This is a genomic window from Kitasatospora sp. NPDC058162 (assembly GCF_042884005.1).
Lineage (GTDB): Bacteria > Actinomycetota > Actinomycetes > Streptomycetales > Streptomycetaceae > Kitasatospora.
In genome coordinates this window covers 60,527-82,368 of the sequence record NZ_JBHVUS010000031.1, presented here as the reverse complement: position 1 = coordinate 82,368, position 21,842 = coordinate 60,527, and the positions used below count along the sequence as shown (strand labels likewise).

Below are 21,842 nucleotides of genomic sequence, written 5' to 3'. Positions count from 1 at the left end.
CCGGTAGTTCCCCCAGCTCCTTCCCGCTGGTCACCGGCCGCGCGCACGGGCCGGGTTCCGTTCACCGGGCCCGTGCCGATCACCGCCACCCGTTCCCCGCCCCGTTCGGCTCCGAGGGCGGGGAACGGGTGAGCGTTCCTTCGCAGCACCTTCCAGTTCGCACCACCTTCTCCGCACCGGCGGCCCCGGAGCGGGCGGCCGCGCGCCGTCCCGCCTCCGCACCCCGCCGGTGCCCTGCCACCCTTGGATGGGTCATGTCCGACGCTGTTCTGTCCGCCCGCACCGCCCTCGTCACCGGCGCCTCCTCCGGCATCGGCTGGGAGACCGCCCGGCTCCTCTCCGGCCTGGGCGCGACCGTCCTGGTGCACGCCAGGACCACCGCCGAGGCCGAGGACGCCGTGGAGCGCCTGGTCGCCGCCGGCGCCCGGCGGGACCAACTCGTCGAGCTGGCCGCCGACTTCACCAAGCTGTCGGAGGTCGCGGTGCTGGCCGGTACGGTCGTCAAGCACTACCCGGCGCTCGACCTGCTGGTGAACAACGCCGCCGCGATGGCGCCCGAGCGCTGCACCCTCACCGACGACGGCAACGAGGTCTCGCTGCAGGTCAACTTCCTCGCCGCGCACCTGCTGTCCAAGCTGCTGCGGGCCCCGCTCTCGGCGGCCGGCGACGCCCGGATCGTCAACGTGTCCTCCTCGCTGCACCGCACCGCGTCGATGAACTGGTCGGACCCGCACCGGGTGAAGAAGTACTCCCGGGTCGCCGCCTACGCCCAGTCGCAGCTGGCGCTCACCATGGCGACCGCCGAGATGGCCCCGGCCGGCTCCGGCATCACCGCCGTCAGCCTCAACCCGGGCCTGTGCGACACCGCGCTGCTCCCGCTCTACGGGCGGGCCGGCGCGCCGGCGGCGGAGGGCGCGGCGGCCGTGGTCCGGCTCTGCCTGCCGGACGTCGAGGTCGTCAACGGCGCCTACTACGACGGCGGTCTCGCCGCGCCGACGGCGCAGGCCGCCCAGGAGGAGCGCTCGCAGAAGCGCCTGGCCAAGCTCGCCGACCAGCTGGTCGGCCGGGCCGCCTGAACCCGCCCACCACCCCTCACCCGAAGAGCACGAGGAACCGCACGATGTCCAAGCGCGCCCGCAAGAAGAAGGCCCGGCGGAAGAAGAAGTCCAACCACGGTCGCAAGCCCGGGCAGTGACCGCCTAGACCCACCCGGGGCCGCGTGCCACCGGCCCCGGGTGCACCCCCCTTCGCGACGGTTCGCCGATCGCGAAGGGGGCCGCGGCGTTTCCGGGGGTCAGGGTCGGCGGGCCAGCCCGCAGGCGATCAGCCGGTCCCACACCGTCAACTCCCCGTCGTCCGCCAGGACTTCGGCGGCCCCATCGCCGGAGGCGGGCTCGGGGTGCCACGACCGGCAGGGGAGCAGGCCCGGTTCGAGCAGTTCGAGGCGGTCGCCGAACAGGCCGAGGATCTCCTCGTCGGTGCGCCAGCGGCCGCGGCCGAAGCTGTCCTGGAGCTTGTGCTCGGCGAGCCGGGTCTCCTCGTTCGCGCCGGAGCGGAAGTGCGAGATGTACACCAGGCTGCCCGGGGGCAGCCGCTCCGCCCACCAGCGCACCAACTCGGCGGGCCGTTCCTCGTCGTTGAGGTGGTGCAGGATGGCGCTGAACAGCAGTCCCACCGGCTGGTCGAAGTCGATCAGGCGCCGGACGTCCGGATCCTGCCGGATCGTCTCCGGCTCGCGCAGGTCGGCCTGGACCACGGCGGTGCGGTCGTCGGTGGCCAGCAGGGCGCGGCCGTGGGCCAGCACCATCGGATCGTTGTCGACGTAGACCACGTGGGCGTCGGGGGCGTGCCGTTGGGCGACCTGGTGCACGTTGTCGGCGGTCGGCAGTCCGCTGCCCAGGTCGATGAACCGGCGGATGCCGGCGTCGGCCATGGCGCCCACGGCGCGTACCAGGGCCCGGCGGTTGGCGAAGGCGATCGCCACCGAGCCGGGCAGGTCCCGGAGGAAGAAGTCGCCGATCTCGCGGTCGACGGCGAAGTTGTCCTTGCCGCCGAGCAGGTAGTCGTAGACCCGGGCGATGCTGGGCCTGGATTCGTCGATCCCGCTGCTGTCATCGGTCATGGCCGTCAACCCCGTCCTCGGCATCCGGTGTGGGCCCCGATCGTAGGAGAACGGCCGGGGCCGGGAGGTCAACCCGGGGTTGGTGTCGCGCAATTCAGCAGGACGTGGCACCGGCCCCGCCGCACCGGGCGGGGCCGGTGCCCGCGCTACTCGCGGGCGCCCGCGGCCTCGACGGCCCGGTGGCGGGTCTCCCGGCCGGTGGCGCCCGCGGCGGTGGCCAGGGTGACCACGGCGCAGAGGGCGACGGTGGCGAGGATCTGCGGCCACGGGACCACCGTCGGCGCCCCGGCCACCAGCCGGTCCAGCGAGGCGTGTTGGGTGACCGCGGCGAGGCCGGTCGCCAGGGCGGCGAGCACGGTGCCGACCGCCACCGCGACGGCGGACTCGGCCGCGGCCACCTTCACGATCTGGCTCCGCGCCGCGCCGGCCAGGCCGAGCAGGGCGAACTCCCGTCGCCGCCCGGCCATCGCCATCACCAGGGTGTTGGCGACCGCGATCAGCGAGTAGGCCAGGGCGATGCCCAGGACGACCACGGCGGCGTTGTCGGTCTGCTGGGCGGCGCGGTCGCGCTGGGCGGCCAGGTAGGCGTCGTAGCTCAGCAGGTGCGCGCCGGAGCCGTCCAGCGCCTGGTCCACCGCCGCCGTCTGCCGCTCGTCGAGCGGGCGGCCCGGGCCCGCCTGGGAGTCGAGGTAGACCCGGGTGGGCGCCGTCGCGCCGGTCAGGGCGGCGGAGAGGTAGGCGTCGTCGCCGTTCAGGCCGCGGGCGACCACCGCCGTGATGACGGCGGGGACCCGGGCACCGGTGGGCAGCAGCGCGACCACCTTGTCCCCGGCCGCCAGGCCGTCGGACTGCGCCGCGTGCTCGTCGATGACCAGGAAGTCCTCCGGCGGGGCGGCGAGCGAGCCGGAGCGGACCGGCGGGGTGACGGTGCCGCCCAGGGCGGCGGCCGGGATGACGTTGGTGGTCAGCGAGTCGAGCTGCTCACCGGCCGCGGTGCCGATCCGGACGTTCATCGTGGTGACCGGGGTGATCTTGACCCCGGGGACGGCCGCCAGCCGCTCCATGGTCCGGGCGTCGATCCCGGCCCCGGAGCCCGAGCCACCGGGGACCACCACGCCCGCCGCGTGCACCTCCATCCGCTGCCGGGCCAGCGCCGAGGCGTCGCCGGACTTCTGCATCGTCAGCAGGGTGCCGACCAGCCCGACCGCCACCACGATCGGCGCCACCGTGGCGGCCGTGCGCCGTCGGGAGGTGAGGATGTTCTCGCGCACCAGCAACGGGCCCGCCTTCGTCGAGGCGCGCAGCGGACGGGTCAGCAGCCGGGTGACCGGCCGCAGCAGGACGGGCGCCAGCAGGGCGACCGCGCCGACGTACAGCACCGGGACGGTCTCGTACTTGCGGGCGCTGGCCGCCAGGTACGGCTCGGTGCGGGCGATGACCACCCCCGCGACGACCGCGCCGACCAGCATGGCGGTGCCCAGCAGCCAGCGCACCGGCGTCATCCCGCGGCGCTCCACCGCGCTCTCCCGCAGCACCTCCACCGGCCTGATCAGCGAGACCCGGACGAGCGTGGCGGCCGAGCCGGCCAGGGCCGCGGCCACGCCGACGACGAAGGAGGCCAGCAGCGGCAGCGGGTTGAGGGGGACGGTGAACCAGCCGGGTGCCACGTGGTGGTCGAGCATCCAGGAGTGCAGCGGGACGGCGCCCAGCGGGGCCAGGAGGCAGCCGACGAACGCGGCCGCCAGGCCGATCAGCAGCGCCTCGCCGAGCACCATCCGCCGCACCTGCCGGGGCGAGGCGCCGACCAGCCGCATCAGCGCCAGTTCGCGGCGGCGCTGCTCGGTGGCGAAGGCGAAGGTCGCGATCACCACGAACACGGCCACGCAGAGCGCGAGTCCGGTCGTACTGCCCGCCATGGCCTGGGCGTTGGCCAGCGCCTCGGCGCCGCCGCTGGAGTCCGGGTCGATCCCGGTGAGGTCCGAGCCGGTGAGGGCGATGGCCTGTTGCCCGGCCAGCAGGGCGGACAGCTGCTCCGGACCGCGGTCGGTGACCAGGGCGTTGACGCCGGGGGAGAGGCGCTGGGCCTCGGGGTCGGCGAAGAACACGGCGTCCTCGAACCAGCGGGCATCGGTGACCCCGACCACCCGGTAGCGGCCGGCGCCGTCGGCCGTGACGGCCTCGGCCTGGCGCCCGATCAGGGACCGGTCGCCGCCGCCGACGGCGATCTCGTCGGCGGCCTGCGGCGCGTGCCCGGCCGTCAGCCGGTACCCCGCGAAGGCGGCGGAGGACCAGGGGTGCCCGGTGGTGCCCGCGGAACCGGTGCTCAGCCGGACGGGGAAGCTGCGGTCGGCGGTGGCGTCCCCGGCCGCGGTCAGCTTCGTCACCAGCTCCGGCGGCAGGACCGCCGGGGCCTTCATCGGGTTCCCCTCGAAGCCCAGCGGCGCGACGACGGTCCGGGCCTCCTTGAAGCGCTGCGGGCCCGGGTGCGGCGTGCCGAAGGTGGCCGCCAGGGTCAGCGTCATCATGCCGACCATCGTGGTGCCGAGGGCGAGGGCGACGAAGGCGCCCAGGAAGCCGGCCAGGCGGTGGCGCAGGGTGGCGACGGCGATCCTCAGCACGGGCCCGTCCCGTCGGGCTCGCCGGTACCGTCGCGTCGGTCCGTGCCGTCGCGCTGGTCCGTGCTGTTGAGGCGGTCCGTGCTGTTGTGCCCGGGCTCCAGCGCGGCCATCCGCAGCGCCACCGTCTCGGCCGTCGGCTCGAGCAACTCGCCGGTCACCCGGCCGTCGGCGAGGAACACCACCCGGTGGGCGTACGAGGCGGCCACCGGGTCGTGGGTGACCATGATCACGGTCTGCCCGTGCTCCTCGACGACGCCGCGCAGCAGCGCCAGCACCTCCCGCGCGGTGGTCGAGTCCAGCGCGCCGGTCGGCTCGTCGGCGAAGAGCACCTTGGGTCTGGTCACCAGCGCCCGCGCGATCGCGACCCGCTGCTGCTGGCCGCCGGAGAGCTCGGCGGGCCGGTGCTCGCCGCGCTCGGCGAGGCCGACCTCGGCCAGTCCCCGGTCGATCGCCGCGCGGTCCAGCGGCCGGCCGGAGAACCGCAGCGGCAGCTCGACGTTCTGGCGGGCGGTCAGCGCCGGTATCAGGTTGAAGGACTGGAAGACGAAGCCCATCTGCTCGCGGCGCAGCTCGGTCAGCGCGCGCTCGGGGAGCGCGTGCAGCGGCGCGCCGTCGAGCATGACCTCGCCCGTGTCCACCCGGTCCAGGCCCGCCGCGCACTGCAGCAGCGTCGACTTGCCCGAGCCGGAGGGGCCCATGATGGCGGTGAAGGTGCCCGCGGCGAAGCCGGCGTCGACCCCGTCGAGCGCCCGCACCCGGTGGTCGCCGCGGAGGTACGTCTTGTGCACGTCGACCAGCCGGACCACGTCGCCCCCGCTCGCCGTCGCGCTGTCGGAGGCCGGGCGGGCCGCCCGTACCGGTAGAGCCCTGTTGCGGAACACTCGCTCGCCTATTCCTTCGGTGGATCGGGCGGGTGTTGATCACCCGCGCCGCACCGAAAGGTAGGGCCGGAGCACGGTCGGGCGCCAGCGGGAAAGCCCCTGACCTTGCCCTGAGCCGCCCCTGAGCCGGTGTCGGGGCGTCGGCGGCGGGAGGCGTCAGCCGGACGACGGCGTGCCGGAGAAGGGTGTGCCGGACGGGGTGGGGTCGAGGACGGTGGCCGGGAGCACGCCGAGCTGTTGCAGGACGGACGTCCGGTCGTACGCGTCCACGGAGCGGACGATCCGTCCGTCCTCGGCGAACTGCAGCAGGCTCATCAGGTAGAGCGAGAACCGCTGTCCGCGGCTGGACTCCGGGAGGCAGAGGAACGGCTCCTTGACGGTGGCGCTGTAGTGCACCTGGGCCACCGCGTGGGAGGGGCCGACCAGCACGCCCAGGCTGACCGAGCGGATGTCGGAGAAGAGCTGTCCGGCTCGGCTGAAGTACTCGTGCAGCTCCTGGTGGCCCCGGTAGGTGTGATCGAAGGCCTTGTCCTCGATCACGGCGTCCTCCGTGTAGTACGCCATGGCGTCGGTGGGGGCCGTGGGGGAGTCCCACATGGTGATCCAGCGTTCGACGAACGCCTTCCGCTCGGCCTCGTCAAAGTCCGGCATGGGGATCGTTCCTCTCCGCGGGTGGGGCGGTTCGACGGGCGGCGCCGGGTGACCAGTGCCGGAGCACGGAGGCGACGACCCGGGGCCGGGCCAGTTCCGCCGGGGAGCCGGTCAGGCTGACGGCGTTCCAGACGGCGGTGGCGACCACGGCGTCCTCGGCCGCGGCCCGCATGGTGGCCCGGAACGACTTCGCCAGCAGGCCGGCGACGGCGGGGTGGGTGCCCGGGACCTGGGGCATCGACCGGTCGGCCATGGTGGAGAACAGCCAGGGCAGCCGCACCGCCCGGGCGACCTCCCGGTAGAAGCGCCGGGGCAGGCCCGCCACCCCGGCGGCGAGGCAGCTGCGGAGCGCCCGGGCCTCCAGGGCGGCGACCGTCATGCCCGCGCCGTAGATCGGGTTGAGGCTGCACACCGCGTCGCCGACGGAGACCAGGCCCTCGGGGAGCCGCCGCAGCCGGTGGAAGTCCCGGCGGAGGGAGGCCGGGTAGTGGAAGGTGGAGACCCCGGTGATCGGCTCGGCGGCCCGGAGCGCGGCCCGCGTCCCGGCGGCGAGGAGGGGCTCGGCGAAGTCGAGGAAGTGCTCCGGCGTACCCGGCGGGCCTTGGTCCTTGCCGAAGCCGTAGAGGGAGAGCACCCAACTGTCGTTCTCCTGCTGGGTGAGGACTGCGCCGCGCGGGTGGGCCTGGGTCGCCCCGATCAGCACGCCCTTGGCCTGGCCCAGCGCGCCCGGGGCGACCCGGTAGCGGCGGCTGGCGTAGGCGACGTCGACGGCGAGCCGGGTGGTGGCGGGCTCCTGGTAGCCCAGGGACCTGAGCCAGGCCGCGCCCCGGCCCGCGCGGCCCATCGCGTCCACGACGAGGTCCGCGGCCACGGTCTCGACGGAGTCCGGCTCCCCGGGCCGGGCCAGCCGGACCCCGGTCACCCCGGACCGGCCGTCGGCGAGCGGCGCGGCGGTGGTCGGTTCGTTGGAGACCGGTGCGGTGGCCTCCAGCCCCGACCGCAGGCTGACGCCGGGCAGGGCGAGGACCCGCGCGCGCAGCCGGTCCTCCAGGAAGGGGCGGCTCACCTGGAGCACCTGACCGAGCGGCACCTGGCGCAGCCGGGAGCCGAAGAACACGATGTCGAGCTCGTCCAGGGCCCCGGCCAGCGTGCCGCCGTCGGCCGCCAGCTCGTTGACGAACCCCGGGAAGAGCTCCTCCAGGGCCGTCGCGCCACCCGGCGTCAGCGAGTGCACGTGCGCCCCCTGGGGGACTCCGCGCCGGACGCCGGAGGCCTCCGGGAGGGCGTCCCGTTCGACGACGGTGACGTGCTCGAAGAAACCGGAGAGCGCCCGGGCGGCGCACAGGCCGCTGATCCCCGCGCCGAGCACGAGCGCGTGGTCCGCGCCGCGGCGACTGCGGTTTCGGCCTGGAGGCACGGTCGGCTCCGATCGCTTCGGACGGCGGGCGGGCGCCCTCACCCTGCCACCCCGCTCCCGGCCCGCACCACCACGCCGTCACCCGTACGGGTGAAACCGGGAGAGGGGGCTCACCCGAACGGCCCTGCTCCGCCTGCGGGGCCGTCAGTCCTGCGGCTGCACGGCCGACTGCCGGACGGCCGGCTGGCGCTCGGGGTAGGCGGCGAGCAGGGCCAGCCAGAGCTGGAAGCGGTCCTGCATGGAGGCCAGGGAGCGGCCGGTGAGCCGCTCGATCCGGTCCAGCCGGTAGCGGACGGTGTTGCGGTGGACGTACAGCCGGTCGGCGACCGCCTGCACCGAGCAGTCCGCCGCCAGGTAGGCGTGCAGGGTCGTGACCAGGTCGGCGCGGTTGGCCTCGTCGAAGCGGGTGAGCGGGCGCAGCACCTCCGCGGCGAGCTGCTTCAGCGGGAGGTCGGGGCTGGAGAGCAGCAGCCGGGGCAGGTTGAGCGGGTCGCCGCCGTGCACCCCGGGGCCCTTGGCGAGGGCGGCCTGGGCCTCGAACCAGCTCCAGCGCAGCCCGTCGACGCCCCGGTAGCAGCCGCCGATCCCGACCGCGGCGCGGGCGTCCAGTCCGGACAGCGCGGTGCCGAGGCGCCGGGCCAGCTCGTCCACCGGCGCGGACCGGGGGAGGACGGCCACCAGGTACCGGTTGACGACGGCGGTGAGCACCGGTTCGGGGGAGTCGGGGTGGTCCGCCGACAGCCAGGGCAGCCGCGCCAGCCGCCGGTCCGCCGCCGACCCGCTGCCGCCCGTCCGGCCCTCGTCATCGCACCCGTCACCGCGCCCGGCCTCGTGCCCGTCACCGCTGCGCCCGGCCCCCTCCGGTGCCAGGCGGCCCAGCACGATCCGGTGGGCGGCCCCGGGGTCGAGCCCGAAGGCGGCGAGCCGGCGTTCGGCGGCCGCCGGGGCGATCACGTCCCGCACGATGTCCTCGACGACCTGGCCGACGAGCTCCCGCCGCCCGGCCAGGTGGGCCTGACGGCGGGCCAGCTCCAGCCCGACCAGCCGGACGGCGTACGGGAGCACCTCCGCCGCCGGGCCCGTCGAGTGCAGGCAGAGGAAGGCCGCGACCACCCCGTCCACCTGCACCGGCAGCCGCAGCGGCCCGCCGCCGGGCACCTCCGCGGCCGGACGGGTACCCGGCCGACCGGCGGCCCGCAGCTCCCCGAGCAGTGCCCCGGAGCGCTCCGGGGTGGCGGCCAGGACCACGCCGTGCCGGTCCACCACGGCCACCTCCGAGCCGCAGGCGCGCCGCAGGACCCGCAGCAGCGCCGGCAGGCCCTCGCCGCCGAGCAGCGCCTGGACCAGCAGGTCGTGCTGGTCGACCAGCCGCCGCTGCGCGCTGTGGGCCTCGGCCGTGATCCGCTCGGCGACCAGCCGGTTCACCGCGATGAACGGCGTCTCGTACGGGACCTCCAGCACCGCCAGGCCCAGCCGTTCCGCTTCCGCCACCGTCGCCCGGGGGACGGTCGGGTGGCTCAGCCCGGTGCCGAATCCGATCCCCGAGGCGCCGGCGGCCGCCACCCGCTGGACGAAGGCCGTCTGCGCGGCGGCGCTGCGCTGCCGCAGGCCGGTGGTCAGGAGCAGTTCGCCGCCGGTCAACCAGGCGGAGGGGTCGGCGAGTTCGGTCACCGCGACCCAGCGCACGACCCGATCGACTCCGGCCGCGCTGGTGCACAGTCGCAGGCCGAGGTCCTCTTCCCGAAGCAGATCGCGCAGCGTCACCGGCATGCGCCGGACTGTAGCGCCGCACAACTCGGTGGCGGAAGACCGTGCGGGCGTCCATAGCCGGATGGGGTGATCTCTTCCTAGGGTTCCTAGGGTTCCGAGGGGTTCGAGCGAACCGGCGGGACGACCCGTCCTGGCCGTCCTCTTGTCATACCAGCCTGAAAGGTCACGGGAGTTGACCAGCCACGACCGTCCGCCCCGCCCGGATCCCGCCCCCGGCGCGGTCCGGCTCGAAGGGCTGGCCAAGACCTTCGAGGGCCAGGTCCGCGCGGTCGACGGCGTCGACCTGGAGATCGGCGAGGGCGAGTTCTTCGCGATGCTCGGGCCCTCCGGCTCCGGGAAGACCACGGTGCTGCGGATGATCGCCGGCTTCGAGGCGCCGAGCTCCGGCCGGATCCTGCTGGGTGGCGCCGACGTCACCGGCCTCCCGCCGTTCGACCGGGACGTCAACACGGTGTTCCAGGATTACGCGCTGTTCCCGCACATGACGATCGAACAGAACGTCGGCTACGGGCTGATGGTGCGCCGGGTGCCCAGGGCCGAGCGGGCGGAGCGGGTGCGGGCGGCGCTCGCGATGGTCCGGCTGGAGGGCTTCGAGCGCCGCCGCCCGGCCCAGCTGTCCGGCGGCCAGCGCCAACGGGTCGCGCTGGCCCGGGCGTTGGTGAACCGTCCGAAGGTGCTGCTGCTGGACGAGCCGCTCGGCGCGCTCGACCTGAAACTGCGGCACGAGATGCAGGCGGAGCTCAAGCGGATCCAGCGCGAGGTCGGGATCACCTTCGTCCTCGTCACCCACGACCAGGACGAGGCACTGACGATGAGCGACCGGGTCGCGGTGTTCAACGCGGGCCGGATCGAGCAGGTGGGCCCGCCCGCCGAGGTGTACGAGCACCCGGCCACCGCCTTCGTGGCGGGCTTCGTCGGCACTTCCAACCTGCTGGACGGCCCGGCGGCCGAGCAGGTCGTGGGCGAGGCCGGGCTGTTCAGCGTCCGGCCGGAGAAGATCCGGATAGCGCACCCCGACGACCCGGCCGGGCCCGATGAGCTGTCCGCCCCCGGCCGGGTCGCCGAGGTCGTCTACGCGGGCGGCCACACCCGGTTCCTGGTGGACCTGGAGGCCGGCGGGCGGCTGACCGCCGTCCGGCAGAACGTCGACGAGGGCTCGGCCGACGTCCTGCGCCACCGCGGCACCGACGTGGTGCTGGCCTGGCAGCGCAAGCACACCGTCCGGGTCGGCTCCTGACCCCCGCCCCCTGCCCCCACCCTGAAGATCGGACCACCCCGCCATGCGCATCCCCCTGATCGCCCGCACCGCGGCCGCCGCCACCGCCGCCGTCCTGCTCGCCGCAGGGTGCAGCAGCGGCGGCTCCGGCGGCACCGCGAACGGCTCGCACGGCCTGAACCCGCCGAAGCTGCCGATGCTCCAGTCCCTGGGCGCCGGTGAGGGCCAGGTCAATCTGGTCGCCTGGGCCGGCTACGCCGAGGACGGCTCGGACGACAAGAGCGTCGACTGGGTCCACCCCTTCGAGCAGCAGACCGGCTGCAAGGTCAACGCGAAGATCGCCGGCACCTCGGACGAGATGGTCTCGCTGATGAAGACCGGCCAGTACGACGCCGTCTCGGCCTCCGGCGACGCCACGCTCCGGCTGATCGCGGCCGGCGACGTCGCCCCCGTCAACACCGGGCTGGTCCCGAACTACGCGGACGTCTTCGACGGCCTCAAGAACCAGCCCTGGAACTCGGTGAACGGCCAGATGTACGGCATCCCGCACGGCCGCGGCGCCAACCTGCTGATGTACCGCACCGACAAGGTCACCCCGGCCCCCGACTCCTGGAGCGTGGTCTTCGACGGCGCCTCGGCCCACGCCGGCCACGTCACCGCCTACGACTCCCCGATCTACATCGCCGACGCCGCGCTGTACCTGATGAAGACCAGGCCCGAGCTCGGCATCAAGAACCCCTACGCCCTGGACCAGGCCCAGCTCAAGGCCGCCGTCGACCTGTTGAAGACCCAGCACAAGTCGATCGGCGAGTACTGGAACGACTTCCAGAAGTCGGAGAACTCCTTCAAGACCGGGGACACCGTGGTCGGTACCAGCTGGCAGGTGATCGCCAACATGGCGCAGGCCGACAAGGCGCCGGTCAAGGCCCTGCTGCCGAAGGAGGGCGCCACCGGCTGGTCGGACACCTGGATGGTGTCGGCCAAGGCCGTCCACCCGAACTGCGCCTACCAGTGGATGAACTGGATCGTCTCGCCGACCGCCAACGCCCAGGTCGCCCAGTGGTTCGGCGAGGCGCCGGCCAATGCCAAGGCCTGCGACCAGACCGCGGACAAGGGCTTCTGCGGCACCTTCCACGCCGCCGACGAGGCCTACTGGAAGGACGTGTACTACTGGACCACCCCGGTCAAGACCTGCCTGGACGGCCGCACGGTGGCCTGCACCGACTACGCCGCCTGGACGTCCGCCTGGACCGAGATCAAGGGCTGACGACCGATGGCCACCGACACGACCGCCTCGTCTGCGCCGCGGCGGGGCGGCGTGCGGCGGGCCGCCTCCGTCCTGCACCGGCACGCCGGGCTGCGGCTGGCGCTGCTGCTGTCCGCGCCGACGGCCTGGCTGGTGCTCGCCTACCTGGGCTCGCTCGCCGTCCTGCTGCTGTCGGCCTTCTGGGCGGTCGACGACTTCACCTACGACGTCGTCCGGGTCTGGAACACCGCCAACTTCCACACCGTCCTCACCGAGCCGGTCTACCGGACGATCGCCCTGCGCACGCTCGGCATCGCCGCCGCCGTCACCGTGATCGACGCCGTGGTGGCCTTCCCGATGGCCTTCTACATGGCCCGGATCGCCCGGCCGCGCACCCGCAAACTGCTGGTGGTCGCGGTGCTGACGCCGCTGTGGGCCAGCTACCTGGTGAAGGCCTACGCCTGGCGGGTCATCCTCAGCCAGGGCGGCGTGCTGGACTGGCTCGGCGGCCCGGTCGGCCTGTCCAGCCCGGGGTACGGCACCACGGCCGTCATCCTGGTCCTCGCCTACCTGTGGCTGCCGTACATGATCCTGCCGGTCTTCGCCGGGCTGGAGAACCTGCCCGCCAACCTGCTCGACGCCTCCGCCGACCTGGGCGCCTCCGCCTGGCGGACCTTCCGCTCGGTGGTCCTGCCGCTGGTGCTGCCCTCGATGTTCGCCGGGTCGGTGTTCACCTTCTCGCTGAGCCTGGGCGACTACATCACCGTGCGGATCGTCGGCGGGAAGACCCAGGTGCTGGGCACCGCGATCGCCGACAACGTGACGCTCAACCTGCCGCTGGCCGCCGCGCTGTCCTGCGTACCGGTGGTGATGATCGTCGGCTACCTGCTCGCCGTGCGCCGCACCGGCGCGCTGGAATCGCTGTAGGAGGCGTACCCCGTGATCCTGTCCCGCCGCACCCGGATCGCGCTGCGCGCGGCCATGGTCCTCGGCCTCGCCGTCGTCTACCTGCCGCTGCTGCTGGTGCTGCTCAACTCGCTGAACCGGGACCGCTCCTTCGCCTGGCCGCCGACCGGGCTCACCACCGAGTGGTGGGTCCGGGCCTGGCAGTCCGAGGGCGCCCGCAGTGCCCTGGTCACCTCGCTCCAGGCCGGGGCGGGGGCCACGCTGGTGGCGCTCGTGCTGGGCACCATGACGGCCTTCGCCGTCCAGCGGTACCGGTTCTTCGGCCGGCAGGCGGTGTCCTTCCTGGTGATCCTGCCGATCGCGCTGCCCGGCATCGTGACCGGCATCGCGCTCAACGCCGCGTTCCGGACGGTGCTCAGCCCGGCGGGCATCGGCTTCGGCCTGCTCACCGTGGTCATCGGGCACGCCACCTTCTGCGTGGTGGTGGTCTTCAACAACGTCCTCGCCCGGCTGCGCCGGCTGGCCCCCTCGGCGGAGGAGGCCTCGGCCGACCTCGGCGCCCACACCTTCCAGACCTTCCGGTACGTCACCTTCCCCGCCGTGCGCTCGGCCCTGCTGGCGGGCGCCCTGCTGGCCTTCGCGCTGTCCTTCGACGAGATCGTGGTGACCACCTTCACCGCCGGCCCCGGGGTGCAGACCCTGCCGGTGTGGATCTACGCCAACCTGGCGCGGCCCAATCAGGCGCCGGTGGTCAATGTGGTGGCGGCGGTACTGGTGGTGCTCTCCGTCGTCCCGGTGTACCTGGCCCAGCGGCTGTCCGCGGACAGCGCCGGGGCCCGGCCGTAGCAGACCGGCCGTCCGTAAATACTGCAATGTTGAAACGGCGACGTTTCACTGAATGTCGAAACAGTCTTCCGATCGGTATTCAGTGAATGTCGCAGGCCGTGAATTGACCCGGCATCAGGCGCTTCACCTGCCCGAACGTCGTTCTTAATGTTTCCTTACCCCTAGCCGTTGACCACCGTTCATCAACTCTGCTTTCCTTCATCCCCAAGCAGATGGCGCACCGAAAGACCGTCAATTCCGGCTGTCCGGAAGATGCGTCCGGATTCGGCGTCCGGTGGATTCCGCCCGCTGCTCCTTCCCCACAAAGGGATCGTTCGCGGCCCCCCAGCCGCAATGGGCGATCGGTAACCAGAGAGGCACCCTCACCCCATGGGTCACTCCCCCAGAATGAGGCGCGCGAAGTACGCGGCGCTCACCGGCATGGCGTCCCTCGCGCTCGCCGCCGCCGGTCTCGCCGGTGCGGCCGGACCGGCCGCCGCGCAGTCCATCTCGAGCTCCTCGGGCAGCATCGGCAACGAGTTCAACCCCTGGAGCCCGCAGAACGGCCACCCGTACCGCCACGGCGCGGTCCCGGGCAAGGCGCAGAACGCGAAGTACAAGGCGTGGCTCGCCGCCCACAACCAGGCCGCGGCCACCGGCCAGGAGACGCTGTCCTACGGCGGCGGCGTCGACGGCATCGGCGTGCAGAGCGGCCACTCCAAGGTCTACCTGGTCTTCTACGGCACCCAGTGGGGCAACCAGACCACCGACGCCAACGGCAACGCCAAGTTCTCCGGCGACTCGGCCGGCGCGGCCGGTGCCACCCAGCAGATGTTCAAGGGCATCGGCACCAACGGCGAGACCTGGTCGGCCGACCTGACCCAGTGGTGCGACGGCCCCAACGTCGCCTCCGGCGCGGTCAGCTGCCCGGCCAACGCCAACTTCATCCCGTACCAGAGCGGCGGCGTGCTCTCCGGCGTCTGGTACGACAACGCCGCCGCCTCGCCCGCCCAGGCCACCGGCAACCAGCTGGCCCAGGAGGCCGTCTCGGCCGCCGGCCACTTCGGCAACACCACGGCCGCCTCCAACCGCGACGCGTACTACATCATCCTGTCGCCGCACGGCACCAACCCGGACGACTACCAGAACCCCACCACCGGGTACTGCGCCTGGCACGACTGGAACGGTGACACCACCCTCAACGGTGGCGCGGCCAACTCGCCCTACGGCGACATCGCCTTCTCCAACCAGCCGTACAACATCGACCAGGGTGCGGGCTGCGGCGTCGGCTTCGTCAACTCGCCCGGCACGCTGGACGGCTTCACGATGACCCTCGGCCACGAGTGGCACGAGATGATGTCCGACCAGAACCCGGCGGGCGGCTGGACCAACCACGTCTCCGGCAGCTCGTACAACGGCCAGGAGAACTCGGACGAGTGCGCCTGGATCAAGCCCGGCTCGGCCGGCGGCGCCGCCAACGTCTCCTTCGGCTCCTTCGGCACCTTCGCCGAGCAGGCCAGCTGGTCGAACGACACCAACTCCTGCGCCATCTCGCACGCCATCCTGAACCACGGCAACACCAACACGGTCACCGTCACCAACCCGGGCAACCAGTCCGGCACCGTCGGCACCGCGGCCAGCCTGCAGATCAGCGCGAGCGACTCGGCCTCCGGCCAGACCCTGAGCTACTCGGCCACCGGCCTGCCCGCCGGCCTGTCGATCAACTCCTCGACCGGTCTGATCTCCGGCACCCCGACCGCCGCCGGCACCGCCAACGTGACGGTCACCGCGACCGACACCACCGGCGCCGCCGGTAACACCACCTTCAGCTGGACCGAGTCCGGCGGCTCGGGCGGCGGCAACGCCATCGCCAACGGCGGCTTCGAGAGCGGCAACCTGAGCAGCTGGACCGCTGCCGGCTCCACCTCCGCCACCTCCTCCGCCGCCCACAGCGGCAGCTACGGCGCCATGGTCGGCTCCACCAACCCGACCGGTGACTCCTCGCTCGCCCAGACCTTCACCGCGCCGTCCGGCTCCAGCAAGCTGTCCTTCTGGTACAGCAACACCTGCCCGGACACCGTGACCTACGACTGGGCCACGGCCACGCTGAAGGACAACACCACCGGCACGACCACCACGGTCCTCGCCAAGACCTGTGCCGCCACCGCGAACTGGACCAACCAGACCGCGACCGTCACCCCGGGCCACTCGTACACGCTCACCCTGAGCAACCACGACGACAACTACCCGGGTGACCCGACCTACACCTACTACGACGACGTGACCGTCTCCTGACGATCGCCTCGCCGTGACGCACCGGGGTGGGCCTCGCGCCCGCCCCGGTGTGGTTTTTCTGCATTTGGGGGGATCCGATCCGGCGTCCCGTGCGTCGAACCGGTACCGCTTCCACCCCGGCACGAAGGAACCACCGTGACTCCGAGAAGACCCATCACCCTCGCCCTCGGCTGCGCCGCCGCCCTGCTGGCCCTGGCCGGCTGCGGCTCCACCCACGCCTCGACGGCGGCGTCCGGCCCGGCACCGACGATCACGGCCGTGACCACGCCGGCCGCCGTGACCGCCGACGAGAAGGCCGACCACACCACCGTGAAGGTCGCCGTCGGCGCGACCGTCTCCGTCGAACTGCACGCCACCTACTGGTCCCCCGCCACCAGCTCCGCCCCTGAGGTGCTCTCCCCGGCCGGCGCCCCGACCACCGTGCCGTCCCCCTCCTGCCGCCCCGGCGGCGGCTGCGGCACCGTCACCACCTCCTTCACCGCCCGCACGGCGGGAACGGCCCACCTGACCGCCTCCCGCACGGTCTGCGGCGAGGCCCTCAACTGCTCCCCGGACCAGCGCAGTTACGACGTCACGATCGAGGTCACCGGCTGAGCCGGCGGCTCCGGCCCATGGCCGCGCTGCGGTGCTCCTGCCGCTGGAGCACCGCAGCGCGGCTGTGATCCAGGTCATGCTTGAGGCTGCCCCTGGGGCAGGGTGGAGATTCGTCGCAGCAGCCGGACAGGGGTCCGGAGCCGACGGATACCGAGGAGCACCCATGACCACCATCCACGCCGCCCGACTCGCCGTCTCCGGCCAGGGGTCGGACCGACCGGAGCTGCGGCAGGCGATCGAGGAACTGGTCCGGTCCGGCTTCCTCGGCGTGCAGCTGCGGGTGAGCGACGAACGGGGCGCCTGGGCCTGCAGCGCCGGGGCGCGCGAACTGGGCGGCGATGCCGCGCCGCTGACCGACGGACACTTCCGGATCGGCAGCAGCACCAAGAGCTTCATCGCGACCACCGTGCTGCTGCTGGTCGCCGAGGGGCGGGTCGCCCTGGACGCCCCGGCGGACCAGTACCTGCCCGAGTTCGGCCTGGACCGTCGGATCACCGTACGGATGCTGCTGCAGCACACCAGCGGCGTCTTCAGCCACACCGGCGAGTTGCTCGAGGACGGCACCGTGGTGCCCGGCGTCCCGTGGCGGGGCAAGGAGTGGGTGGACCGCCGCTTCCACACCTACCTGCCCGAGGAGTTGGTGCGGCTGTCGCTGTCGCGGTCCCCGCGCTTCGAGCCGGGGGAGGGCTGGAGCTACTCCAACACCAACTACGTGCTGGCCCGGCTGGTGATCGAGCGGGCCACCGGCCGCTCCTTCGCCGAGGAGCTGCGACGGCTGGTCCTGGCCCCGCTGGGGCTGACCGGGACCGTGGCACCGGGCAGTTCGCCGGACGTCCCCGAGCCGCACCACCACGGCTACTACCGCTACCCGGACGGCGGGCAGGAGCGGACGGTCGACGTCACCCGGCACGACCCCACCTGGGTCGCGGCCGGCGGCGACATGATCTCGACCACCCGCGACCTGCACACCTACTTCGCCGCGCTGATGGGCGGCAGGCTGCTGCCCGCCGGACTGCTGGCCGAGATGCGCACGCCGGAGGAGCGGGTCGGCTACGGCCTCGGGCTGTTCGCCCAGGACTTGGGCGGGGCCGCCGGTACGGTCTACCACCACAACGGCGCCACCATCGGCTCGGCGGCGCTGATGTACGGCTCGCCCGACGGGCGAAGGGTCCTGACGGCCGGTCTGAACTTCGTGGACGACCCGGAGATGTCCATCGCCGCGGGCTTCCAGAAGGCCCAACAGCTGCTGGTGGGCGCGGTGTTCGGCGGGGTGTCCGGCGCGGAGCAGGCCGGGCCGTCCGGGTCGGCGGGCTGACCGGCTGGCCGTCCGGCCCGATCCCACGAGAGGCTGAGCGCATGATGAGCGGAGTCACGATCGGGCAGGCGGCGGCATTCCTCGGCGTCTCGGTGAAGACGGTGCGGCACTACCACGAGCACGGGCTGGTCGAGGAACCGCCGCGCGACGGCTCCGGCTACCGGCGGTACGGCTCGGACGAGCTGCTGCGGCTGGTGCAGGTCCGCACGCTGGCCACCGCCGGGGTGCCGCTGGCCGAGGTCGGGCCGCTGCTCGACGCCGACACCGAGCGGTTCGCCGCCGCCCTCGTCGACGTCGAGCGGCGGCTGGCCGAGCGGATCGCCGAATTGGAGGAGCGCCGCGCCACGCTGCACCGCCTCGCCGAGGGCGACCGGGCCCTGCTGCCCGACCGCGCCTGCGCCGTCCTGGAGCGGATGGCCGAGCTCGGCTTCGGCCCGGACTACGTGGCCGGGCAGCGCGAGGCGCTGGTACTGGCCCGGGTGCTGGTGCCGGGAGGCTTCGAGGCCTTCCAGGCCCAGCTCGAACGGCAGCTGGACGACCCGGAGTTCGTCGAGCTCGCCCAGCGGGCCCAGGAGGCCGAGCAGTGGGAACCGGACGACCCGAGGATCGAGGAGCTCGCCGCCGCCATGGCCGACCGCTACCTCGCCAACCCCGCGCTCCTGGCGGACCCGGCCGCACTGGAGGCCTGGAGCAGGGCCGCCACCCAGTACCGGCTGATCGACCGGCACCGCGAGGACGAGGCGCGGAACTCGGCCCGGCTGACCGCACTGACCGAGGCCAGGCTCCGCTCCGCCGGGGCGCCGGTGCCCCGGCTCCCACGCGGGTGAACCGCGCCCGGGGCCGCGTCTGCGGGATGGCCGGGGGCTCAGGGCCCGCCGACCACCCCGCAGGGGGTGGGCCTCAGGCGGCCGGGCCTCCGGTCTCCGTCAGCGTGCCGTCGGCCAGCCGCAGCCAGCGGTCGACGCCGATGCCGGCCAGGAACCGTTCGTCGTGGCTGACCACCAGGAACGCCCCCTGGTAGGAGTCGAGGGCGCCTTCGAGCTGCCCGACGCTGACCAGGTCGAGGTTGTTCGTCGGCTCGTCGAGCAGCAGCAGCTGGGGTGCGGGCTCGGCGCACAGCACGCAGGCCAGGGTGGCGCGCAGCCGCTCGCCGCCGGACAGGGCCCGCACCGGCAGGTGGGCCCGGGCGCCGCGGAAGAGGAAGCGGGCGAGGATGTTCATCCGCTCGGCCTCGGGGCGCTCCGGCGCGGCGGCGGCGAAGTTCTCCGCCACGGTGCGGTCCTGGTCCAGCAGGTCCAGCCGCTGGGAGAGGTAGGCGACCCGGCCGTCGGCGCGCTTGACCTGCCCCTCGTCCGGGGTGAGGTCCCCGACGAGCAGGCGCAGCAGGGTGGTCTTCCCCGCGCCGTTGGCGCCGGAGAGGGCGATCCGCTCCGGGCCGCGGACGGTCAGGTCGATCCCGCCGTCGGCGAACAGCGGGCTGCCGTCGCGCCGGACCTGGAGGTGTTCGCCGATGAAGAGGTCGCGCCCGCTGGGCACCCGGGTCTCGGAGAGGTCGAGGGTGAGCCGCTGTTCGTCGCGCACGGCGCGCCCCGCCTCGTCGAGTCGGGCCTTGGCCTCGTCGACGCGGGCGGCGTGCACCTGGCCTGAGCGGCCGGCGGACTCCTGGGCGCCGCGCTTCATGTTCCCGGCGAAGATCCGGGGCAGCCCGGCGCTCTTGAGGTTGCGGGCGGCGTTGCCGGCCCGGCGCTCGGCGCGTTCGCGGGCCTGCTGCATCTCGCGCTTCTCGCGCTTCAAGTCCTGCTCGGCGTTGCGGACGTTCTTCTCCGCGACCTCCCGCTCGGCCTGGACGGCCTCCTCGTAGGCGGTGAAGTCGCCGCCGTAGAGCCGCAGTTCGTGCGAGTCGAGTTCGGCGATGCGGTGCATCCGGTCGAGCAGGGCGCGGTCGTGGCTGACCAGCAGCAGGCAGCCGTTGAAGTCCTCCAGCGCGTCGTACAGCCGGTGCCGGGCGCCGAGGTCGAGGTTGTTGGTGGGCTCGTCCAGCAGCAGGACGTCCGGCCGCTTCAACAGCTGGGCGGCGAGGCCTAGTTGGACGACCTGGCCGCCGCTGAGGGTGCCCAGCCGACGGCCGAGCGGCATCCCGCCGAGGCCGAGGCGTTCGAGCTGGGCGAGGGAGCGCTCCTCGATGTCCCAGTCGTCGCCGATGGTGGTGAAGTGCTCCTCGGCGACGTCCCCGGACTCCACGGCGTCGATGGCCCGGATCACCCCGGCCACGCCGAGCACCTCGGCGACCGTGAGGCCCGCCGTCAGCGGGAGGTCCTGGGGGAGGTAGGCGGCCGTGCCGGCGATCGTCACCGACCCGGCGGACGGGCGCAGTTGACCGGTGATCAGCTTGAGCAGCGTGCTCTTGCCAGAGCCGTTGGGCGCGACCAGGCCGGTGCGGCCGGTGCCGACGGTGAAGGAGAGGTCCTGGAAGACGGGGGTGTCGTCGGGCCAGGAGAAGGACAGCTGGGAGGCGACGACGGACGCGGAAGACGCAGAAGACATAGAAGGCATGGAGAACTACCTGGAGGTGAGCGGGCGGAGACGAGTCCGGCCCGAAGGAGACAGGGGGACTGGGTGCGACGATTCCGACCGCTGCACTGGGCGCCCTGCGCCCGCAACGGTCATGAAGCCCGGGATTCACCCGGAGATGTCGTCGTCACCCGCCATGTCTGCTGCACTCCTCGGAAGGGGGTAGGTCGTTCGCCAGCGTAGCAGTCCGTTTCGCCCCGCGCCGTTCATTTTCCGACGCGAGGCGACTGCTGTGCGCCCGCCCGTCGTGGTCAGAGCCGGTCGGCGTCGACTACGGCCTGGGCGAAGGCAGTCGGGGCCTCCTGGGGCAGGTTGTGGCCGATCCCGGGGAGCGTCCGGTGCTCGTACGGGCCGGTGAACATGGCCCGGTAGGAGGAGCCGTCGCCGGGGGCCGGGGTGAACGGGTCCAGCGCGGGGTCGAGGGTGACGGTCGGCACGTGGATGGTCGGCTTGCGGGCCAGCAGGTGCTCGTCGTGGTCGTAGCGGCGCTCGCCGTCGGCCAGGCTCAGCCGCCAGCGGTAGTTGTGGATCACGATCGCGGCGTAGTCGGGGTTCTCGAAGGCGGCCGCGGTGCGTTCGAAGGTGGCGTCGTCGAAGTTCCAGGTGGGGGAGGCGGTCTGCCAGACGAGCCGGGTGAGGTCGTGCCGCAGCTTCGGGTCGTGCATGGCCCGCTCGCCGCGGTCGGTGGCGAAGTAGAACTGGTACCAGAAGGCGCGTTCGGTGACGGGCGCGATCGGGTGCTGCTGGGCGTCGCGGTTGGTGATGAGGTAACCGGTCGCCGACACCAGGGCCTTGACCCGCTCGGGCCACAGGGCGGCCAGGATGTCACCGGTCCGCGCACCCCAGTCGAAGCCCGCCACCACGGCGCGCTCGATCCGGAGCGCGTCCATCAGCGCGATGACGTCCCGGGCGATGGCCGACTGCTGGCCGTTGCGGAAGGTCCGCGCGGAGAGGAAGCGGGTGGTGCCGTGGCCGCGCAGATAGGGGACGATCACGCGGTAGCCGAGGTCGGCGAGCAGTGGGGCGACGTCGAGGTAGCTGTGGATGTCGTAGGGCCAGCCGTGCAGGCAGAGCACCACCGGCCCGTCGGCGGGGCCGAGTTCGGCGTAGCCGACGTCGAGCACCCCGGCGGTGACCTGGCGCAGCACCGGGAAGGAGGTGTGGGTGCCGGGGGTGATCGCCGGCACTACCGGGGCCGGGCCGGAGCGGCCATGGGCGGGGGTGGAGGCGGGAGCGGCGTCGGCCGTGCCCGGCAGTGCGGCCAGGGAGAGGGCGGCGGCCCCGGCGCCGAGGCCGACGGTCCTGTGGAAACCACGCCTGTCGATCATGAGTTGCCTTCCGGAAGGTGCGGGGACCGGCACGAGGGACGGGCCGGGCAGAACGTTACTGGTCTGGACAGTGATGCAGCGGGCGAC

Annotated in this window: 17 protein-coding genes; 9 read left to right on the top strand and 8 right to left on the bottom strand. The window is 73.3% G+C overall.

Features of this window, described 5'->3' with window-relative positions:
• Positions 1–254: 254 nt before the first annotated feature.
• Entirely contained in the window at positions 255–1,076 is an 822-nt protein-coding gene (locus tag ACFVXG_RS35840) for an SDR family NAD(P)-dependent oxidoreductase (RefSeq protein ID WP_387933794.1), read from the top strand.
• A gap of 218 nt (positions 1,077–1,294) precedes the next feature.
• Here the strand turns inward: ACFVXG_RS35840 and ACFVXG_RS35835 are convergent, their stop codons facing one another.
• The 6 genes from ACFVXG_RS35835 to ACFVXG_RS35810 all read right to left on the bottom strand — a co-directional run bounded on the left by ACFVXG_RS35835 (position 1,295) and on the right by ACFVXG_RS35810 (position 9,459).
• Positions 1,295–2,122, bottom strand: a complete 828-nt coding sequence (locus ACFVXG_RS35835) for an SAM-dependent methyltransferase (RefSeq protein WP_387933792.1) — start codon at positions 2,120–2,122, stop codon at positions 1,295–1,297.
• A gap of 146 nt (positions 2,123–2,268) precedes the next feature.
• The gene (locus tag ACFVXG_RS35830; RefSeq protein WP_387933790.1) at positions 2,269–4,740 is read right to left on the bottom strand and encodes an FtsX-like permease family protein; all 2,472 of its coding nucleotides are present in this window, start codon (positions 4,738–4,740) and stop codon (positions 2,269–2,271) included.
• Complete coding sequence (locus ACFVXG_RS35825; RefSeq protein WP_387933788.1) at positions 4,734–5,621, bottom strand: ABC transporter ATP-binding protein; 888 nt, start codon at positions 5,619–5,621, stop codon at positions 4,734–4,736. Before ACFVXG_RS35825 ends, ACFVXG_RS35830 begins: the two co-directional genes overlap by 7 nt.
• A gap of 156 nt (positions 5,622–5,777) precedes the next feature.
• Positions 5,778–6,272 (bottom strand): nuclear transport factor 2 family protein, encoded by a 495-nt coding sequence (locus ACFVXG_RS35820; RefSeq protein ID WP_387933786.1) that lies wholly within the window; start codon positions 6,270–6,272, stop codon positions 5,778–5,780.
• A complete protein-coding gene (locus ACFVXG_RS35815; protein WP_387933784.1) occupies positions 6,259–7,689 on the bottom strand; it encodes an FAD-dependent oxidoreductase in 1,431 nt (476 codons plus the stop codon). The genes ACFVXG_RS35820 and ACFVXG_RS35815 overlap by 14 nt, the downstream gene beginning before the upstream one ends.
• A 144-nt stretch (positions 7,690–7,833) precedes the next feature.
• Positions 7,834–9,459 carry a PucR family transcriptional regulator gene (locus tag ACFVXG_RS35810; RefSeq protein WP_387933782.1) on the bottom strand — a complete coding sequence of 542 codons (1,626 nt, stop codon included), beginning with the start codon at positions 9,457–9,459 and terminating at the stop codon, positions 7,834–7,836.
• Positions 9,460–9,631: 172 nt separating this feature from the next.
• On the opposite strand from ACFVXG_RS35810, the gene ACFVXG_RS35805 reads away from it, so the two are divergent.
• From ACFVXG_RS35805 to ACFVXG_RS35770, 8 genes are all read left to right on the top strand, one after another.
• Positions 9,632–10,696 (top strand): ABC transporter ATP-binding protein, encoded by a 1,065-nt coding sequence (locus ACFVXG_RS35805; protein ID WP_387933780.1) that lies wholly within the window; start codon positions 9,632–9,634, stop codon positions 10,694–10,696.
• A 43-nt stretch (positions 10,697–10,739) separates the two neighbouring features.
• On the top strand, positions 10,740–11,942 hold the full coding sequence (locus ACFVXG_RS35800; protein ID WP_387933778.1) for an ABC transporter substrate-binding protein: 1,203 nt from the start codon (positions 10,740–10,742) through the stop codon (positions 11,940–11,942).
• Positions 11,943–11,948: 6 nt separating this feature from the next.
• Positions 11,949–12,848 (top strand): ABC transporter permease, encoded by a 900-nt coding sequence (locus ACFVXG_RS35795; protein ID WP_387933776.1) that lies wholly within the window; start codon positions 11,949–11,951, stop codon positions 12,846–12,848.
• A 54-nt stretch (positions 12,849–12,902) separates the two neighbouring features.
• A complete protein-coding gene (locus tag ACFVXG_RS35790; protein WP_387933829.1) occupies positions 12,903–13,673 on the top strand; it encodes an ABC transporter permease in 771 nt (256 codons plus the stop codon).
• 387 nt (positions 13,674–14,060) lie between these two features.
• Positions 14,061–15,947: a putative Ig domain-containing protein gene (locus ACFVXG_RS35785; RefSeq protein ID WP_387933774.1), complete on the top strand. Its 1,887-nt coding sequence runs from the start codon at positions 14,061–14,063 to the stop codon at positions 15,945–15,947.
• A gap of 135 nt (positions 15,948–16,082) precedes the next feature.
• The gene (locus ACFVXG_RS35780) at positions 16,083–16,541 is read left to right on the top strand and encodes a hypothetical protein (RefSeq protein ID WP_387933772.1); all 459 of its coding nucleotides are present in this window, start codon (positions 16,083–16,085) and stop codon (positions 16,539–16,541) included.
• A 163-nt stretch (positions 16,542–16,704) separates the two neighbouring features.
• On the top strand, positions 16,705–17,856 hold the full coding sequence (locus tag ACFVXG_RS35775) for a serine hydrolase domain-containing protein (protein WP_387933770.1): 1,152 nt from the start codon (positions 16,705–16,707) through the stop codon (positions 17,854–17,856).
• Positions 17,857–17,897: 41 nt separating this feature from the next.
• Complete coding sequence (locus tag ACFVXG_RS35770; RefSeq protein WP_387933768.1) at positions 17,898–18,683, top strand: MerR family transcriptional regulator; 786 nt, start codon at positions 17,898–17,900, stop codon at positions 18,681–18,683.
• Positions 18,684–18,756: 73 nt separating this feature from the next.
• On the opposite strand, the gene ACFVXG_RS35765 is transcribed toward ACFVXG_RS35770, so the two are convergent.
• Together ACFVXG_RS35765 and ACFVXG_RS35760 are read right to left on the bottom strand one after the other, a co-directional pair.
• Positions 18,757–20,400 (bottom strand): ABC-F family ATP-binding cassette domain-containing protein, encoded by a 1,644-nt coding sequence (locus ACFVXG_RS35765; RefSeq protein WP_387933766.1) that lies wholly within the window; start codon positions 20,398–20,400, stop codon positions 18,757–18,759.
• 278 nt (positions 20,401–20,678) lie between these two features.
• A complete protein-coding gene (locus ACFVXG_RS35760; RefSeq protein ID WP_387933764.1) occupies positions 20,679–21,755 on the bottom strand; it encodes an alpha/beta fold hydrolase in 1,077 nt (358 codons plus the stop codon).
• Between the last annotated feature and the right edge of the window lie 87 nt (positions 21,756–21,842).

What these genes read in the sequence shown, in the direction of transcription:
- ACFVXG_RS35840 (WP_387933794.1), top strand. Translation starts at nt 255, where the DNA reads ATGTCCGACGCTGTTCTGTCCGCCCGCACCGCCCTCGTCACCGGCGCC.
- ACFVXG_RS35835 (WP_387933792.1), bottom strand. Translation starts at nt 2,122, where the DNA reads ATGACCGATGACAGCAGCGGGATCGACGAATCCAGGCCCAGCATCGCC.
- ACFVXG_RS35820 (WP_387933786.1), bottom strand. Translation starts at nt 6,272, where the DNA reads ATGCCGGACTTTGACGAGGCCGAGCGGAAGGCGTTCGTCGAACGCTGG.
- ACFVXG_RS35810 (WP_387933782.1), bottom strand. Translation starts at nt 9,459, where the DNA reads ATGCCGGTGACGCTGCGCGATCTGCTTCGGGAAGAGGACCTCGGCCTG.
- ACFVXG_RS35800 (WP_387933778.1), top strand. Translation starts at nt 10,740, where the DNA reads ATGCGCATCCCCCTGATCGCCCGCACCGCGGCCGCCGCCACCGCCGCC.
- ACFVXG_RS35795 (WP_387933776.1), top strand. Translation starts at nt 11,949, where the DNA reads ATGGCCACCGACACGACCGCCTCGTCTGCGCCGCGGCGGGGCGGCGTG.
- ACFVXG_RS35790 (WP_387933829.1), top strand. Translation starts at nt 12,903, where the DNA reads ATGGTCCTCGGCCTCGCCGTCGTCTACCTGCCGCTGCTGCTGGTGCTG.
- ACFVXG_RS35785 (WP_387933774.1), top strand. Translation starts at nt 14,061, where the DNA reads ATGAGGCGCGCGAAGTACGCGGCGCTCACCGGCATGGCGTCCCTCGCG.
- ACFVXG_RS35775 (WP_387933770.1), top strand. Translation starts at nt 16,705, where the DNA reads ATGACCACCATCCACGCCGCCCGACTCGCCGTCTCCGGCCAGGGGTCG.
- ACFVXG_RS35770 (WP_387933768.1), top strand. Translation starts at nt 17,898, where the DNA reads ATGATGAGCGGAGTCACGATCGGGCAGGCGGCGGCATTCCTCGGCGTC.
- ACFVXG_RS35765 (WP_387933766.1), bottom strand. Translation starts at nt 20,400, where the DNA reads ATGTCTTCTGCGTCTTCCGCGTCCGTCGTCGCCTCCCAGCTGTCCTTC.
- ACFVXG_RS35760 (WP_387933764.1), bottom strand. Translation starts at nt 21,755, where the DNA reads ATGATCGACAGGCGTGGTTTCCACAGGACCGTCGGCCTCGGCGCCGGG.